Here is a 17,544-nt window from a genome sequence, read left to right as displayed (position 1 = left end):
TAGCATTTTAGTTAGCAATAGTTGTATATTAGATACTTATAGTAGTTATACCCCTCTGATAATTAATGGAAGATATTTACAAGGTAATTCTTGAGGAAGCGCTTGCGGGTTACTGGGATTGCTATTTTCAGGAAGACAAGGTGATGTATAGCCCCGCCTTTAAGGCCTTGTTTGGTTATCAGGATAACGAGCTACCAAATAATATTGCTACCTGGATAAATCTGATTCTACCTGAGGACAGGCCAAAGATGGATAAATGCCTTAGGGAACATTATGACAGTCATGGCGAAAAAGCTTTTAATATAGATGTAAGGTACAAACATAAAAACGGTTCTATAATATGGGTTAACAGTACAGGCCGGGTTATTGAATGGGAGGGCAATACACCTATACGCATGGTAGGTTGCCATATAGATATTACCGGTAAAAAAAATGCCGAACACGAACTGGAAGTACAAGAAGAGACCTTTAGAAATGCCTTTGAATACTCACCTATCGGCATGGTGCTGGTATCTACCGACGGTAGATTTTTAAAAGTGAATAAAAGCATCTGCGATATGCTGGGTTACAGCGCCGCGGAGCTTACTCAAAAAACATTTCAGGAAATCACTCATCCCGACGATCTGCAAGCCGATATTGAGCTTGTTCAGAAAACACTGCGAAAAGAGATCAGCGCTTACAAAATGGAAAAAAGGTATATCACAAAAAGCGGCAAGGCTTTATGGATATTACTTCATGTAGCGTTGGTATTTTCAGGCAATGGGGAGCCATTGTATTTTGTATCTCAGGTAAAAGATATCACTGAGCGCAGACTGGCAGAATCTGCATTGCGCGAAAGCGAACGGCGCTGGATATTTGCTTCTGAAGGTACCGGCGGCGGCATTTGGGATTACGACCTGCGAAATAATACTATTTTCCACTCAAAAGCCTGCCTGGCCATGATAGGATTGGAAGAACATGAATTTAGTAATGTTCCCGGAGAATGGACAAAAAGGGTGCATCCGGATGACCGGGAGGCTTATATCAAAGAAGTAAGGTGTTATATAAGCGGCGAATCTGAAACTTACTCAAACCAGCACCGTGTTTTATGTAAGGACGGTTCTTACAAATGGATATTAGACAGGGCTAAAGTTATTGAGTATAAAAACGATGGCAAGCCTGCCCGTATAATAGGGACACATATTGATATCACTGAGCAAAAACTGCAGGAACAACAATTACAGAAAACACTTGATATTGTAAGCGGACAAAACAGCAGGCTCCTTAATTTCGCTTACATCGTATCTCATAATCTGCGTACTCATTCCAGCAATTTTAATATGATTATGGATATTGTGACCGATCCGTCTACCAGCGAACAGGAAAAACAAGAGTTATACAATCATTTGAAAAAAGTGTCAGATCAGCTGAACGACACTATTATAAATCTTAACGAGGTCGTATCTATACAAACTAATATTGGCATACAAACCGCCCAGATCAACCTGCGCAGCTATGTAGAACGCTCGGTAGAACTATTAACGAACGAGATAAAAACACTGGGTGTAGAAGTTGATAACCGCATAGCGGCTGATTATGTGTTATCTTATAACCCCGCTTATATGGAGAGTATTATACTTAACCTGTTAAGTAACGCTATAAAGTATCGGTCCCTAACGCAACGTCCGCACGTTATCATCGATCACTTAGCAGATTCCAGCGGCCGGAATGGTTTTATTATAATAGATAACGGCATAGGTATCGACCTGAAAAAACATGGCAGCCAGCTTTTTGGCATGTATAAAACCTTTAACGGCAACCGCGATGCCCGTGGCATGGGGTTATTTATTACCAAAAACCAGGTTGAGGCACTTGGCGGCAAAATTGAAGTAGAAAGCGAGTTAGGTAAAGGTACTACCTTTAAAGTATACCTTAATTAACAACTCCCTTTAGGTATTGCAATATCTGTTCGCCGGTTAGTTTTTGCTGCTCGCCGCTTTCCATATTTTTGAATGCAAGCAGCCCACTTTGCATTTCATCGCTGCCAATTAACACCGTGTAAGGAATCTGCTTGTTATTGGCATACTCCATCTGTTTTTTAATTTTCGCACCTGCGGGATAAAGCTCAGCATTAATATTTGCATCGCGCAGGTTTTGCAGTAGAGGTAATGCAAAAGTTTCGCCCTGCGCATCAAAGCAGCATATCAACACCTGTGTACTTTGCTCAGCCGAAGCAGGGAACAGGTTGAGTTCTTCCAGCACATCATAAATCCTATCGGCACCAAAAGATATACCGGCACCGGTTAAACCTTTAAGGCCAAACATGCCGGTAAGGTCATCGTAACGTCCCCCGCCACCAATGCTGCCCATGGCAACTTCATTAGTTTTTACTTCAAAAATGGCGCCGGTGTAATAATTTAAACCTCGGGCAAGCGTAATGTCCAGCTCCAGCTTGGCAGTAAGCGGCTTGCAGGCAGCAACATAATTAAATACGGTTTGTATTTCGTCGCATCCGGATAAACCAATTTCAGATGTTTGCAAGGCAGTGCGTAAACTGGCCAGCTTTTCATCGTTAGTACCGTCAAGTAAAATAATCGGCTTCAGTTGATCAATGTCGGCATTGGTAAATCCGCGCTCAATTAATTCTTTTATAACCCCGTCAAGACCAATCTTATCCAGCTTATCAATAGCAACGGTAAGGTCAATAATACTTTCAGGCTTATTAATTACCTGCGCAATGCCGGATAGTATTTTACGGTTGTTGATTTTAATGGTAAAGTCTTTTAAACCAAGTTTACTTAAAGCCTCATCATATATCATGATGAACTCGGCCTCATTCAGCAAAGATGCCGAGCCTACAACATCTGCGTCGCACTGGTAAAATTCGCGGTAGCGCCCTTTTTGCGGCCTGTCAGCCCGCCAAACCGGCTGCACCTGAAAACGCTTGAACGGAAAGGCTATTTCGTTTTGGTGCTGCACTACATAGCGCGCAAAAGGCACGGTAAGGTCATAGCGAAGCGCTTTTTCCGAGATTGAACCGGTCACTAAATTTGAGTTGCGGGTTGCCAGTGCCTGCTCATCGGCCTTAGATAAAAAATCTCCGCTGTTTAAAATTTTAAATATCAATTTATCCCCCTCATCACCGTATTTACCGGTAAGGGTACTCAGGTTTTCCATCGATGGCGTTTCTATCTGCTGGTAGCCATATTTCCTGAATACGCTTTTAATAGTATCAAAAATAAAGTTACGTTTGGCCATCTCGGCCGGAGAGAAATCGCGTGTACCCTTTGGTACAGATGGTTTGATGGATGCCATGCGACAAAGGTACAAAAAACAGCCTTATGCCTGCATCTGCAACCGTCATCAAAAAGCAAGTCCCCGTTGCTAACGCAACGAGGACTGATTAACTATTAAATCTCTTGATTACATTTACTGACCTGCCTGTTGTTTGGCTTGGTCTTTCATGGCCTGGTTAGCAACAATCACTATTTCTACCCTGCGATTTTGCGCGCGGCCTTCTACAGTACTATTATCTGCAATGGGCTCACTTTCGCCTTTACCACTTGTGCTTAAACGTGATGATGCCACATTATTAGCTGTGATAAATGATTTTACAGCTTCGGCCCTGCGTACAGAAAGGCTTTGGTTATAAGAGTCGCTACCTGTGTTATCAGTATGTCCAACAACTAAAATATTGGTTTGCGGGTTATTTTGTAATGATGTAGCCAAATTAGCAAGGTTAGTACGGGCGGCGGCTTTAAGGTCAGATTTATCTGTGTCAAACAATATACCCGAATCAAATTTTACTAATATACCCTCGCCTTCGCGTGTTACTGTAGCCCCTGGTACGGTTTGTTTGATCTCGGCAGCTTGCCTATCCATATTACGGCCAATAAATGCACCGGCTGTACCACCAACGGCACCACCGATAATAGCGCCAAGGGCAGTGTTACCTGCCGCTTTACCTATAAACGCACCAATGGTACCACCGGCACCGGCGCCTATAGCAGCACCTTTCTGTGTTTTTGTCATAGAGTCGCAACCGGAACCTAAAATACCTAATGAAGCTAATGCTATACTGTATGTAGCGATCTTTAATTTAAATGTTTTCATCGTAAAATTGTGTGTTTGTTAAATATTTGCAAAGCAAGTGCCAAAGCGCCAAAAATATACACCGCTTAAATAGCCGCAACAATTGGAAAATTATTATACCATAAAACAATATAATTTAATGCTTGCGAAATAAATGTGCTTGCTTACCAATTTATCTGGCAGATAGCTTACACGGCTGACTTTTATTTAGTACAGCTTAATTTTTGCCAGGTAGCTTAACAACGCTGTGAGGAAACGTTATAGTAAAAGTACTGCCTACACCCGGCTCTGAAACAACACTTATATCAATTTGATGAAACGCCGCTATTGATTTAACTATTGGCAGGCCAAGCCCAAAGCTTTCATGTGATAAGGATTGTTTAAATTTCTTAAAACGGTTAAATATATAGGGCAGTTCTAGGGGTGATATACCGATACCGGTATCTGCAATACTGATGGTGTAGCTCTCTTTTACCCATTGGGCTGTTACGGTTATCTCGCCATCCTGACGATTATATTTAATGGCGTTGTTAATTAAGTTAAACAACAGGTTAAACAGCAAAAACTTGTTAATTTTTACTAATTTAATATCATCAATTACAAGCAGTGCCAGGCTTATATTTTTGTCCTGCAACCTTATGGATATTTCGTCATATATATCCTGTAAAAGCTCGCGCACCTGTATACTATCTTCTTTCAAAAACTGATCGTTTTCTATCTGCGAGATTAGTAACAGCGTTTTTGTGATGCTTTTAAGCCGGTTAAGTATCTTTTGCATTTCCAATAGCCGCACTTTGGTGTCGTCGGTTATATCTTCCTGCTCAAACATGTTCTCTATTTTTGATTGCAGGATAGATATCGGGGTCATCAGCTCATGCGAGGCATTGGAGATAAACTCCCGCTCTTTCTGAAAAGCACTTTCAATGGTTTCAACCATTTTATGGATACTAATGTCCAGGTCCTGAAAGTCGGTTGTAGAGGTTTTAACCTCTTTATAAGCCGTAAAGCTTGGAAACTTTTTGCCTGTAAGCTTAGTACGAATAATGGTATTTAACGGCTGCAGGATGTAGTTGCTGTATATCTGGTCGGCCAGTATGGTAAGCAGCACCATCCCCAATAAAAGCAAAAAAGCTATGGTTTGCAATGGGCCTGTTGTATCGCCAATGGTTTCGGTACTTTTACCGATTTCAAGCAGGTAGTTTTTTTTTCCAACCCTAAACGTATGGCTTAGTATGCGGTAATCAATAGTATCCCGCTCAACAAGGCGCCTTTCATCCTGTATGGTATCTAAACGGTAACCAGGGTCAACAACGTCCAGACTGATATATTCTTCTTTAAGCGGCAGGTAGCTGCCATAGCTTTCATCATTTTCTATGTAGTTTTTTATACCTTTTTCGCGCACAATTTCAAGCAGTTTATCCTTTTGCTTTATAAGGCGGCTATCTGTATAACTTCTGTTAATATTTTCAATGATGTTTGGAAGCAACAAAACAAACAAGGTTACAATAACCAGTTTTGATATGGCATTGAACAGGGTAAGTTTGGTTTGAAGCTTCAAATTATTTAAGCGTTTGTTTTGATACGATAACCCAGGCCGCGCACAGTTTCAAGCCAATCGGCAGGGGCAAATGCGCTAAGCTTTTTCCTGATGTTTTTGATATGGGCATCAATAAAGTTAGAGTCGTAATCGTCGTTGATGACGCTACCCCATATATGCTCGCTTAATTGCGCGCGCGTCAGGGTACGGTTTTTATGCAGCAGCAGATAAGCCAGTAAGTCAAACTCCTTTTTGGTTATAGTGTTTACCGGGTTAACATGATACAAAATAGTGCGTTCGGTAAGGTTTACTAAAAACCCGTCCAGATCAATCACATTTTGGGCGATACCAAACTTGCGCCGTGTAATAGCCTGCATCCGGCTTTGCAACTCTAACAAGGAAAATGGCTTAGGCAGGTAATCGTCTGCACCTAAATCCAGGCCCTTAACCCTGTCGTTAACTTCTGCCCTGGCCGTTAGGATAATGCAGGCTGCTTCGGGGTTAGATACTTTTGCTTCCTTTAACAGATCAAGCCCTTCATAATCAGGTAGGCCCAGGTCTAAAAGTATAAAGTCATAAAGATTTACAGCTATCTTTTCTGATGCTGTAGCACCGGTATAACAAACTTCGCAGATATAATTATTTTTTACCAGAAAAATTTCAAGTTCATGGGCAAGTGCCTTTTCATCTTCTATGATCAGTACGTTCATCCTAATAAAAAACGTAATAAAACGTGAGATTAAAAAATGATTCTCTATGGTTTTTTAATATACCCTCAACGTTGACCGGGATAGAATATTTCCAGGAGGCTTCAAATGTGTAATGCGGCATATTGTAGGCAACCGGTATTTTAAAACTGTAATTAAGCATGTTAAACCTGGCGTTTGCACGGGCGCGGCGTGCGTTTTCCATAGGCTGATAAATGTTATCAAACTCCAAACGATGCTCATGGTCCAATGAATACCGCTGCACAAAATTCTGGGTTCCTAAAATTGTACTTACCGATGGATTGATCGAGATGAAATCCTGATCATTGAATACACTGAAACTGCTTTCAATATATTTGGAAATATTAACAGTTGTAAAAATATCGTACGACTTACCAAAAAGATAATCGGCAGTAAGGCTTGTTTTAAAGGCTTTCCAGTCGTAAGTATTTTTCCAGTTAATATCATTAGACGAGGCTGATTTTATGATCAGAGCATCTTTATTAAAAATAAATCGTGTGTAGCTTATTACCCCGTTAAATTTTTTTGAAAACCGATAATAATATCCTCCACCAACGTCAATCTCATCTACAAGCGGCTTGTAGCCCAACACCTTTAAAGCAGAACCATATACAAAAAGCCCCTGTTTACTATTAAATATAACATCCGTAGACATGAAAGGATATTTAACAGGCCCAGTACGGCCAAAAAACAATACATCACTACCATAACTTATCCCTGCGGAGACCGAAGCTTTGCGAATTATAGTATCTGTATCAGCAACAGCGTAGTTGTTTCTGCAGGCAATTAAACCAGGGTTTACATGAGCTGCGTTTACAACGCTGCAAGCAAAAATTAATAAGATGAGGCTAATATATCTCATTTAATACTGCTCTGTTTAAATTAATCGTTCCGTCTTGGTATTTCTGGTGGCCGCTCAACCCCTTCCGGCCGGCGCTGGCGTTTAGGCTTTGTGGGTACATCCTCTATCTTTTCGGGCTTTGGCATTTTTTTGGCCCGGGCTACCTCCTTTATCTTTTTTTTATCTTCTTCTGATGATTTCTTTTTCCCTTTTACTAAAGTGGTATCCTGTTGAAACGCATAATTAATGTTCAATGATATAGTTTTTATATCATTTAAACAGATCTGGGTGCGAATATTATCAGTTTTAGCATACAACAAAAGCGGTGCAACAAGTATCAAGAGTACAATATACCAAAACCGCTTTGTCATTATAAATGGAAGAATACACTAAATATGCAAATATAAAAGGCTGTGTTATTATTGCAGTTTATTGTTATGTTATGTAAAAATGCGCTAAGCGTTAAGGATGGCACCTTAAAACTTAGCGCAGATCATAATTAATATACCGCAGCCTTACTGCTATATTATAATTTAATATCTTTTGAGCTGTACACGCGTTCGTGGTCATCCACTGCTATACAAGCTATCTGGTTTAATTTATTTATCAGGTATAGCCCAGTGTTAATACCGGTACTAAAAACAGTCTGTGTCATGGCAAGGGCCAGTTCGGCAGTTGGCGCAATAATGCTTACACTCCTGATATTACTTACAGGGAAGCCGGTTACAGGATTAATATCCCCCTTTTTTATTGTTATGCCTGCATTGTATGATGTAGCAATAGCCATGTTACTTATTTCAACATTGGCAAAAATACTGTCAGCCTTAGAGCTGTCGGCTGCGCCTATTGTCCACGGTGCATTACCTGGCTGTAATCCCCAAGCCAGCAAATCGCCACCAGCATTAATAACGCCACTGCTAACGCCTTCCATTTGCATAACATATTTAGCCCTGTCGGCCGCGTAGCCCCTGCCAACCGCACTAAAACCAATACGCATATTTTTGTCTTTCAGAAAAACCGTTTGCGCGGCATGATCAAGCACAATATTGGTGTAATTTGTTAAGCTGATTTCCTTTTTCAGAGTTCTAACGGGCGCAATGGCTATTACGTCCCCATCTTCATCAGTCGCCGGTATAGCATAGGCAATATCAAACGTGCCATGGGTAAGGGCCGATACCTGCAATGCCCTGTCAATAAGCTTAAAGGTTTCGACATCAACCCGAACCGGCTTAACCGATGCATTGCGGTTAATGTTATTTACCGAACTTTCCTCATTAAACGTGCTTAGAAGTTTTTCTATGCGCGTTATTTCTTTAACTGCGCTTTCTATACGCTGCAAAGCCCATGCAGGATTATCAGTCACCAAACTAAATTCAAACTCTGCACCCATTAACCGCACCTCGCGGCTAAATATGGTTGTGTTTTCTGCTAAGGTTTTTACTGCCAGCATCATAGGGTAGCGTTATATGTTTAACTTATTGCTTTTAACCTATTACGTATTGCAACGGTTAAATGCAACTCTACAAACGCTAAAATAAATTGCCATTATGAAAATGACATGAAATGCCTTGAGTTACAATAAAAAAAGCACCTTAAAGGTGCTTTTTTTATAAAGTAGCATAAATTATGCTACTGTTCCTTCTTTTAACTTTTCTGCATTTTCTGCAAACTGTAATGCTTCCATTATTTCTTGAAGGTCGCCGTTCATAACGCCCGATAGATTATAAATGGTCAGACCAATACGGTGCTCTGTTAAACGCCCCTGCGGATAGTTATAAGTACGCACCTTTGCAGATCTATCGCCAGTAGACACCATCGTTTTGCGCTTTTTAGACGTTTCTTCAAGATGTTTTTGGAGTTCCATTTCATACACCCGCGAGCGCAATACCTGTAATGCTTTATCGTAGTTTTTCAATTGCGATTTCTGATCCTGACACTGAGCTACCACGCCTGTAGGTATGTGTGTTAACCGAACGGCAGAGTAGGTAGTATTTACCGATTGCCCGCCCGGACCTGAAGCACAAAAAAGATCTTTGCGTATATCTGCAGCGTTTAGTTCAATATCAAACTCATCAACTTCGGGCAAAACCACTACTGATGCAGCAGACGTGTGCACACGGCCCTGCGTTTCGGTATCAGGAACACGTTGTACCCTGTGTACGCCAGATTCATACTTAAAATTACCATAAGCATCCTCGGCATTCACGTTAAAAACAATCTCTTTGTACCCGCCTGATGTTCCTTCAGTGTAATCAACCAGTTCGGTGCGCCATCCCCGTTTTTCGCAATATCGCATGTACATACGGTAAAGATCGCCCGCAAAAAGGGCGGCTTCATCTCCACCGGTACCGCCGCGTATCTCTACAATGGCATTTTTAGAATCTTCAGGATCTTTTGGTATCAGCATAAGGCGAATGGTTTCTTCCATTTCGTCCTGCTTGGTTAAAAGGGCATCCAGCTCTTCTTTAGCCATCTCACGAAATTCCTCATCTTTTTCAGTTGAAAGAATTTCTTTGTTAGCGTCGATATTGCTCATCACATTTTTATAAATGTGATATTGCTCTACAATTTTGGCAAGATCCTTATATTCTTTATTAAGCTGGGCAAAGCGCTTCATATCAGCCATTGCTTCGGGGCTGCTTAACTCGGCTTCAACGTTTTTCCAGCGCTGGTATATTAACTCTAACTTTTCTAACATTTTGTGATGTATCAATTAAAACGCAGCAATCATTCAATAAATTATCTACTTATAAAGGAATGTGTTGATTTATGGCTGCGCAAAAAACATGCAAAAATACTGAAATTAAGGGACATATTAATTCAGTAAAAAGTAAAGAGATTATTGCGCCTTTTCAAAATACTTAAGCTTAAGTTCTGTACCGTCAAATACAGCGTAAGTATTGTAATTAACCCACTCGCCAAGGTTGATATAGCGGCTGTTACCGGGCAATGCAATATCAAGCGGAAGATGCCTGTGCCCAAAAACAAAATAGTTGAAGTACCTGTTTTTTAAAACTTCAATAGAATAGGCCTCAAGCCATTCCTGTTGATGTTGTATCTTATATTCATCTTTTGCACCTGCGATACGGCTTTGTTGAGACCAGGCATTAGCAATACCTACACCTAAATTGGGGTGTATCCGAGCAAAAAGCCATTGGCAAAACCCGCTGCGAAATATCTTTTTTAAGAACTTATAAAATTTGTCGCCGGGGCCAAGTCCATCGCCATGATGCAGATAAAAGGTTTGGCCACTCCGCTCAATAACTAACTCGTTGGTAATAATGGTTGCGCCAAGCTCCTTTACAAAGTAATCGAACATCCACATATCATGGTTCCCCTTGAACAAATAAAGCTTCACACCTGCATCGGTAAGTTCCGCAAGTTTACCTAAGAAACGTATGTAGCCTTTGGGCACTACTGTTTTATATTCAAACCAAAAGTCGAACACATCGCCCATCAGGAAAAGTTCCGCTACATCATCTTTTATACTATCAAGCCAGCGTATAATACGTTTTTCGCGCTCGCGGGATGAAGCGTAGCCGTTAGCGCCTAAATGAAAATCGGAAGCAAAATATAACTTTTTACCAGTGGCCATAGAATAGCCAAAAGTACATATTGTTTTGGTGTGTTTCCAATTGCCTTTTCACCTAACAATCCGTTGCTATAATAAAAAAGCGGCGTCCTCATACGAGAGACGCCGCCAGATAAACCAACTTAACCAATCTTAGTAACCAGGATTTTGTTTTAAATTAGGGTTAACATTAAGTGTATTTAAACCAATTGGAAATATTTGTGTGTGATTATCACCATCAGGCTTTTTATCCCACCAGGTACCGGTATTAAAAACGCCCCAACGGATCAGATCTGTCCTGCGGCGGTTTTCGCCTAAGAACTCTCTTCCCCATTCGTCCAGCATTTCTTGATCGGTAAGCTGGCTGCCGTCTGATGTATACAGGCTTGGAGAACCATCCGGAAAATTGCGCTTACGTACCTGGTTGAGTAGTGATGCTGCCCCGGCCTTATCGCCTTTACGGTATAAGCACTCAGCCAGTGTATAATAAATTTCAGACAACCTGATCTCTGCATAAGCGGATGTAATACGGTTAGGATCAGGTGTAGGATATATCGGATATTTAACCATAAATATGCCTGAGTTATGATCGGCATGGTTCATGTTCGACTCCTTGTCGGCAATGGTAGTGCCCGGCTTGGCGTCCAGAAAATATCCTACCTGGTCACGAATATATAACGGGTATGGGCCTTTGTTACCTTTAACGGTATCTATACGCTCATTACCATTTACGGTATGCTTATAGGGCAGATAGCCGTACAAAAACATCCCCTCCCGTTTACTGTCACCTAAATTTTTGTACTTTTTCAATCTTAGGTCATCAGGATACTTCTGGAATTTTCTAAATGGCTTACCCAACTGAAATGAATATTCGTTGCCGTCCACATCAAGCCCTGGCTGCAATGCGAAACGCGGGTTTGACTGGCCGAAATCTGTAAAGCCGCAATATAACGGGCCCGCATCATACGTCATACCCCACCAAAACATACCCCCATCATACTGCCAGTGCGTACGGGCTAATGTACCCGGGAAACCGTAGATCACCTCAGAGTTAAGGGATGTATTGGTATAATCAAAAGGCGCATCCCAGCGTGTATCAAGCGTATAACTTCCGTACTTCCCGCTGATGATGTCGCGGCAAACAGTTTCGCATTCGGCATATTTGTCTGTACCTATATACACTTTGGCATTGAGGTAAAGCCTTGCCAGTAAAGATGCAGCACCGGCTTTAGTCCACCGGCCTATGCCTTTAGCGCCTAACTGGTCGCGTGTTGGCAAGCCAGGGATAGCCTCTGTCAGCTCTTTTTCAATGTATGCAAAAGTCTCTTGTGGTGTAGACTGGGAGCCGCCCTGAGTAGTGTTCTTTACATCCTCTACAATCACTATATTCCGATAAAAGTCAAAGGCTCTTAGATAAAACCAAGCCCTTAATGTGCGGAGCTCTGATTTAAAATCAGCCAATTCTTCTGGTGTAATATCTAACTTGGCAGGGTCGGTTATGGCTTGCATATCCTGATAAGAGTTCGTGGAAAGCACTATTCCCTGGTAAAAATTTGCCCAGGCACCGTTGGTAAAGCCATCATTGGGTGTCCAGGTGTGATAGTGCATGCGCTGATAATAGCCGCCATCCTGCCAGTCGCCCTGACGGTTAAAAGTACCTATCTCATCCGTTGAGTTTTCACCTACGGCATATACATCATTTCCTTGTATACTCCAATACCCATGTTCAAACGGGCGCAGGAAATCCCGGATTACATCGTCTCTGCGCGTAAGAAAGCTTCCGGCGTCTATCTGATCATAAACATGTTCATCCAGCTTGGTGCAACTGCCGCCAACTAAAGCTGTAAGCAACAGGCCGCTTATATATAATTTTTTTCTTTTCATTTCTTTAAACTTTAAAATGTTGCCTGCAAGCCAAAAATCAGCTGCAAGGTTGAAGGGTAATAATCTAAATTTGCGTTACCATTACCATCGGTTCTTAAACCCGGTGTTAAACCGTTGACCTGTATCAGGTCAGGGTCGCCGCCGGTATAACCTGTAAAGGTATGCAGGTTGCGCCCAACGGCGTACAAACGCACCGATTTAAGGTATTTGGACTTCAAAGGCTGTGTATACCCCAGAGACACATTATCAATCTTAACAAATGAGCCGTTTTCCAGGTAATAATCTGAGGTTCGGTACTGGGTTTTATCATTTGTCAGCTTCGAATATTTACTATCACTATCGAAAGCAGATTTTAACACGTTAGCATCTGACTGGCTTGCAGGTGTACCCAAATAAAATGCCGGTGTATTAAAGATTTTATAACCAAACGCGCCTCTTAAAAAAATATTCAGGTCAAACCTTTTATAGCGGAAATTATGGCTCATAGATGCAATAACCTTTGGTAAGCCACTGCCTACATATTGCCTGTCATCATCAGAAGCCTCATTAGCGGGAACGATGCTGCCATCCTTTTTGTAGACTAACAGTGCTCCGTCATCACTAACACCTGCAGATTTTAGCATGTAGAACTCGCCAATACTACGGCCTTCTTCTATACGCTGAGTATATCCAGGTGAACCTGGGCCTGTAATATTGGCGACATTATCATAAGTACCACCAAAATAAAGTTGGTTTGAAAATGAAAGAAACTTATTCCGGTTAAATGAAAAAGCAAGGTTTGTATTGTAGCTAAAGTCTTTGTTTTGAATCACAACGCCGGTCAAAGCAACCTCGATGCCATAACTTTTCATTGAGCCTACGTTAGCAGTTGTTGTTTCCTTAAAGTTTGGAGGTTGTGGTACGCGATAGTTTGCTATCAGATCTTTGTTTGTACGAACGTAATAATCTATAGAACCACCCAAACGATTATTTAATAAAGAGAAATCTACGCCGGCATTAAAATTAACAGCTTCTTCCCACTGCAAATCTCGGTTAACGTTTTGTGATGGCCCATAAACCTGGTACCAGTTTCCGTTAAATGGAAAATATCCGGCACCGGTATAAAGAATCAATGAGTTGTAATTTCCAAAGTCTTGGTTACCTGTTATACCATAATCAGCCCTGATTTTTAAATCATTTAACCATGATACGTTGTCCTTCAAAAAGCTTTCTTCCGATATCCGCCATGCACCAGATACTGCAGGAAAATTACCCCATTTGTGGTTAGCGCCAAATTTAGATGACCCTTCGTGCCTTAAGCTTGCTGTCAGAATGTACTTGTTATCAAAATCATAATTTAGTCTCCCAAAAAAAGAAATAAGTGTAGATCCATTCTGAGTTGAACTTACAGCGCCTTGACCCTGACCTGCAGCTCCACCATTATATAAGCCCGAACCTAAGTTGTTCCATAAGAAGGTATCGAAAGGAAAATCATAGTTTTGCGCGTAAAACTGTTTGTAGTTATACAATGAGTAGGAATAACCACCTAACAGTTTAAAGTGATTACGTTTAAGATTAAGAGAATAATTACCAATCCACTCCACATTTTTCTGATCGTTCTCCTGCTGTTCCTGCGAAGCAAAGTTGGTCCTAGTTGTTTGCCCGGAATGAACAATGGTTGAAAGCGTTGACGGAGTAAAATTGTTATTATGGGCTGAGCGGCTTATTTCTGATATAGTTACCGTAGTGCTCAGATTCTTCAAGATATTAGCTTTTAAAGACGCACTGATATCCAGCTCTTTTATTTCAGCTTCTGACTTTCTTAAGTTACCATTCTCTACCGGGTTATTAGAAAAGAACCCGGTATTTATAAAATTATACTTTCCAGCTTCATCAAAGATAGGGTAAGTAGGGTTAAGTGTTAGCGCATTATTAAAGTTACCCTGATCGGAGTTGCTGGTTTTCATGTACCTTGGCGCAACATTCAGTGTAGCAGTTAAAATGTTATCATCTGTTGTATGGTTGATAGTTACCCTTGCACCGTACTCTTTTTTATGTGCCCTGAGATCGATACCATCGGCATTACGATAATCTCCAGAGGCAAAGTAATTGGTCTTGGCTGATCCTCCGGACATTTGAACCGTATGTTTTTGGCTGAAAGCCGGTGAATTAGTCACCGCATCAAGCCAGTTGGTCTTAGCCCCATAATCCTGGCCCTTACCGTTTTGCACACGGTACTTAATGAAATCATCAGCAGAAAGATTTTCAAGACGATTGGTTACATAATCAAAGCTGGCGTATCCGTCGTAAAACAGCCGTGATTGTGAGGTACCTTTTTTTGTGGTGATGATAATTACACCATTACCGCCACGTGTACCATAAATTGCAGAAGCCGCACCACCTTTAAGCACGTCGATACTTTCAATATCATTTTGATTGATATTATCTATGTTACCACCTGGTACACCGTTTATAACATATAGAGGGCCAAGGCCTGCACTACGAGAGGATACACCTCTTAACTGTACACTTGGAGTAGAGTTCGGGTCGCCACTGGATGTATTTGTAATACTTAAGCCAGGAACTTTACCCTGCAGCGACATTAATGGGCTATTAGCAGATACAGGCAATAGTTCTTTTGCAGACACGTGTGTTATAGCGCTGGAAACTTCTTTTTTATCAAGCGTTCCATAACCTACACTTACAACTGTAACCTCGTTAAGTGTGTTGCTGGCTTGTGTAAGGCCAACGTTAAGTGTTGATGATGATGTAAGCGTTACCTGCTTTGTTGAATAGCCAATAAATGTAAAGGTAAGGCTTTGCGCTGTCGGCGGTACACTTAAACTATAATTACCGTTGGCGTCAGAAGTGGTACCTGTAGTAGTACCGGTTACAACAACGCTCACACCAGGCATTGCTGAGCCGTCCGCGGCATCGGTTACTTTTCCGGTTATCGTGCGGTTTTGAGCCAGCACTGTACCGCAAAGCGACAACAGGAGCACAAACGTGCTCATACTGAGTAAAATTTTTTTGTACATAAGTTTGATTGGTTGGTTAATAGATGGTTTTGCCGGTACCAGGCCCCGGCCATGGCTCAGCACGCACTATAAGGTGGCGCTTTTCCACTAATCGCTTTTTTCATATTAAGAGTTGGTAGTTATCCCGGACGACCTCCGGGGGATGTAATTGGTTTATCGTGCAAATAAGTCCTGTTTAGCTTTAATTGCAAGCAATAAGAAGATGTAGAAACAAAAATCTAAGTGCCAAAAAAAATAACTGTCTGTTTTACAAATATTTAATAAGAACAATGTCTTCAAAAATCCAACGCCATATTTACTATACCCCTGATATTTGAATACCCATGATGCGTTGCTCAAAATCATCTGCCGGTACAAGAGCCCTGGTGCGTAAACGAAAGCGGTAAGTATAAACAGTGCTGACCGTATACTCTAAAATAGCGGCTATCGTTTCGTTATTATCAATACCTAATCGCATTAACGCAAAAATGCGAAGCTGGGTATTAAGCGTACCTGTTGCCTTAGGTTTAAACTGATCCTCTTCGGGCAGCATGTTGTTAACCGCTTCAACAAAATCCGGAAACAGCTTTAAAAATATCCGGTCGAAGGTATGGAACAACTCCCGGCGTTCGGCCTGTATATTTACATTGTCCAGTTGCCGTAAAGCGTCATCGGTACTACCCGACTTTATTTTACGCTGTACGTTATTCTTTAGTTTATCCAGCTTTACAATATGCCTTGACAATTCGCCGAAGAAGAAGCCAATATATTCTTCCTTTATCCTGCCTTCTTCCCATAATTGTTGATTTTTTTGAGCCAATAGCCGGTTATTTTCAAGAATGATGCGTTCGCCTGCCCTCACTTTTTTAAGCTGAATAAACACGATGAAAGAAATAAGGCCGGCTATAACGGCCACCACCATTACAGTAACCATGTAAATCACAAATCGCTGTTGTTCCTGTTCTGCCAGTATATCGCGCTTGGCTGCTACTACCGGAAGCATGCGGGCTACCTGGTAGCGTTGCAGCCTTGCCCCAAATTTATTGGCCTGGCCCATTGCCTGCTGCAAAAAATAATAAGCGTCGCTAATCTTCCCCTGTTCAAAAAGCGCGTTGCCCAAGTCAAGCATGGCCTGCGCGCGATAAGTAGAGGTACGAATATCAGTTATAGCCGCAATAGCCAGTAACCGTATTTTTTCGTCCCCTGTGCGATATCTGCTTAATCCGGTTACCACCATCGCCTCTTCATGAGCCGAAAGTTTTCGTTTCAACAACTTTAAATAATAATAAACCGGATGAGGCCCTGCGCCGGGCTTACGTTGCGCTTCAAGTATAAGACGGCTAAATGTACCGGTTTTAGAAAGCGCTATGGCCGAATCCAGATATATAAACTTTTTGTTCTGATCCTGGGGCGCATAAAAACGATCGCTGTTATATTTCGCCAGGTCAGAGTATGCCCATGAATACAGTACATAGTATGACTGTTTCATTTCGGGGTTAAGCAAATGGCTATTTGTTGCCTTAAGGCAGTCAAAAGTTTCTTTGAACATGCCTGAAGTGATTAATGTAGTACCTAAGCGCAAGCGGTTTTCCGCAAGCTTTTGGCCGTCATGCAATAGTGTGCTTAAATTAATGAGTTGTTGTACATAATGAAAAGTTGAATCGAACCGGTAATCTTTATAAGCCTCAAAAAGCGCTAATGTCGCATCATATTTATCTTTTTTGTCGATACTATTAGATAATTTATTCCTTAAAGCTGCAAGCTTTTCCTCCTTTTGCCTGTCATAAACAGCTTTTTTAGCAATTTCTGACCGCAACACTTTAAGTAAACTATCGGCAGTATTATAACACATTGCCTTTACAGGGAAAAAAAGAGCAATAAGGGCATATAAAATGATTTTCATAACGATGCTCTGC

Annotated in this window: 13 protein-coding genes; 1 reads left to right on the top strand and 12 read right to left on the bottom strand. The window is 41.4% G+C overall.

Annotation, left to right across the window (positions count from 1 at the left end; genetic code table 11):
* Nucleotides 1–65: 65 nt before the first annotated feature.
* On the top strand, nt 66–1,919 hold the full coding sequence (locus ACFQZX_RS18490; protein ID WP_377118198.1) for a PAS domain S-box protein: 1,854 nt from the start codon (nt 66–68) through the stop codon (nt 1,917–1,919).
* Here the strand turns inward: ACFQZX_RS18490 and hisS are convergent.
* The 12 genes from hisS to ACFQZX_RS18430 all read right to left on the bottom strand — a co-directional run bounded on the left by hisS (nt 1,912) and on the right by ACFQZX_RS18430 (nt 17,531).
* On the bottom strand, nt 1,912–3,294 hold the full coding sequence (gene hisS, locus ACFQZX_RS18485) for a histidine--tRNA ligase (protein ID WP_377118196.1): 1,383 nt from the start codon (nt 3,292–3,294) through the stop codon (nt 1,912–1,914). The genes ACFQZX_RS18490 and hisS overlap by 8 nt on opposite strands.
* A 114-nt stretch (nt 3,295–3,408) precedes the next feature.
* On the bottom strand, nt 3,409–4,092 hold the full coding sequence (locus ACFQZX_RS18480) for an OmpA family protein (protein ID WP_377118194.1): 684 nt from the start codon (nt 4,090–4,092) through the stop codon (nt 3,409–3,411).
* Nucleotides 4,093–4,288: 196 nt separating this feature from the next.
* Entirely contained in the window at nt 4,289–5,629 is a 1,341-nt protein-coding gene (locus tag ACFQZX_RS18475; RefSeq protein WP_377118192.1) for a sensor histidine kinase, read from the bottom strand.
* A 5-nt stretch (nt 5,630–5,634) separates the two neighbouring features.
* On the bottom strand, nt 5,635–6,318 hold the full coding sequence (locus tag ACFQZX_RS18470; RefSeq protein ID WP_377118189.1) for a response regulator transcription factor: 684 nt from the start codon (nt 6,316–6,318) through the stop codon (nt 5,635–5,637).
* 1 nt (nt 6,319) lies between these two features.
* Entirely contained in the window at nt 6,320–7,198 is an 879-nt protein-coding gene (locus tag ACFQZX_RS18465; protein ID WP_377118187.1) for a hypothetical protein, read from the bottom strand.
* Between the two features lie 20 nt (nt 7,199–7,218).
* Entirely contained in the window at nt 7,219–7,548 is a 330-nt protein-coding gene (locus ACFQZX_RS18460) for a hypothetical protein (protein WP_377118185.1), read from the bottom strand.
* 155 nt (nt 7,549–7,703) lie between these two features.
* Nucleotides 7,704–8,630, bottom strand: a complete 927-nt coding sequence (locus ACFQZX_RS18455) for an FAD:protein FMN transferase (protein WP_377118183.1) — start codon at nt 8,628–8,630, stop codon at nt 7,704–7,706.
* A 171-nt stretch (nt 8,631–8,801) separates the two neighbouring features.
* Nucleotides 8,802–9,875, bottom strand: a complete 1,074-nt coding sequence (gene prfA / locus ACFQZX_RS18450; RefSeq protein WP_377118181.1) for a peptide chain release factor 1 — start codon at nt 9,873–9,875, stop codon at nt 8,802–8,804.
* A gap of 141 nt (nt 9,876–10,016) precedes the next feature.
* On the bottom strand, nt 10,017–10,772 hold the full coding sequence (locus tag ACFQZX_RS18445) for a UDP-2,3-diacylglucosamine diphosphatase (protein WP_377118179.1): 756 nt from the start codon (nt 10,770–10,772) through the stop codon (nt 10,017–10,019).
* A 129-nt stretch (nt 10,773–10,901) separates the two neighbouring features.
* On the bottom strand, nt 10,902–12,632 hold the full coding sequence (locus ACFQZX_RS18440; protein WP_377118177.1) for a RagB/SusD family nutrient uptake outer membrane protein: 1,731 nt from the start codon (nt 12,630–12,632) through the stop codon (nt 10,902–10,904).
* Nucleotides 12,633–12,643: 11 nt separating this feature from the next.
* Complete coding sequence (locus ACFQZX_RS18435) at nt 12,644–15,649, bottom strand: SusC/RagA family TonB-linked outer membrane protein (protein WP_377118175.1); 3,006 nt, start codon at nt 15,647–15,649, stop codon at nt 12,644–12,646.
* Between the two features lie 298 nt (nt 15,650–15,947).
* Nucleotides 15,948–17,531 carry a DUF6377 domain-containing protein gene (locus ACFQZX_RS18430; RefSeq protein WP_377118173.1) on the bottom strand — a complete coding sequence of 528 codons (1,584 nt, stop codon included), beginning with the start codon at nt 17,529–17,531 and terminating at the stop codon, nt 15,948–15,950.
* Nucleotides 17,532–17,544 lie beyond the last annotated feature (13 nt).

It is taken from the genome of Mucilaginibacter litoreus (genome assembly GCF_042676805.1).
GTDB classification, from domain to species: domain Bacteria; phylum Bacteroidota; class Bacteroidia; order Sphingobacteriales; family Sphingobacteriaceae; genus Mucilaginibacter; species Mucilaginibacter litoreus.
The sequence above is the reverse complement of the archived record's forward strand: the minus strand, read 5'-3'. Positions and strand labels throughout refer to the sequence as shown.

What these genes read in the sequence shown, in the direction of transcription:
- ACFQZX_RS18490 (WP_377118198.1), top strand. Translation starts at nt 66, where the DNA reads ATGGAAGATATTTACAAGGTAATTCTTGAGGAAGCGCTTGCGGGTTAC.
- hisS (WP_377118196.1), bottom strand. Translation starts at nt 3,294, where the DNA reads ATGGCATCCATCAAACCATCTGTACCAAAGGGTACACGCGATTTCTCT.
- ACFQZX_RS18480 (WP_377118194.1), bottom strand. Translation starts at nt 4,092, where the DNA reads ATGAAAACATTTAAATTAAAGATCGCTACATACAGTATAGCATTAGCT.
- ACFQZX_RS18470 (WP_377118189.1), bottom strand. Translation starts at nt 6,318, where the DNA reads ATGAACGTACTGATCATAGAAGATGAAAAGGCACTTGCCCATGAACTT.
- ACFQZX_RS18465 (WP_377118187.1), bottom strand. Translation starts at nt 7,198, where the DNA reads ATGAGATATATTAGCCTCATCTTATTAATTTTTGCTTGCAGCGTTGTA.
- ACFQZX_RS18460 (WP_377118185.1), bottom strand. Translation starts at nt 7,548, where the DNA reads ATGACAAAGCGGTTTTGGTATATTGTACTCTTGATACTTGTTGCACCG.
- ACFQZX_RS18455 (WP_377118183.1), bottom strand. Translation starts at nt 8,630, where the DNA reads ATGATGCTGGCAGTAAAAACCTTAGCAGAAAACACAACCATATTTAGC.
- prfA (WP_377118181.1), bottom strand. Translation starts at nt 9,875, where the DNA reads ATGTTAGAAAAGTTAGAGTTAATATACCAGCGCTGGAAAAACGTTGAA.
- ACFQZX_RS18445 (WP_377118179.1), bottom strand. Translation starts at nt 10,772, where the DNA reads ATGGCCACTGGTAAAAAGTTATATTTTGCTTCCGATTTTCATTTAGGC.
- ACFQZX_RS18440 (WP_377118177.1), bottom strand. Translation starts at nt 12,632, where the DNA reads ATGAAAAGAAAAAAATTATATATAAGCGGCCTGTTGCTTACAGCTTTA.
- ACFQZX_RS18435 (WP_377118175.1), bottom strand. Translation starts at nt 15,649, where the DNA reads ATGTACAAAAAAATTTTACTCAGTATGAGCACGTTTGTGCTCCTGTTG.
- ACFQZX_RS18430 (WP_377118173.1), bottom strand. Translation starts at nt 17,531, where the DNA reads ATGAAAATCATTTTATATGCCCTTATTGCTCTTTTTTTCCCTGTAAAG.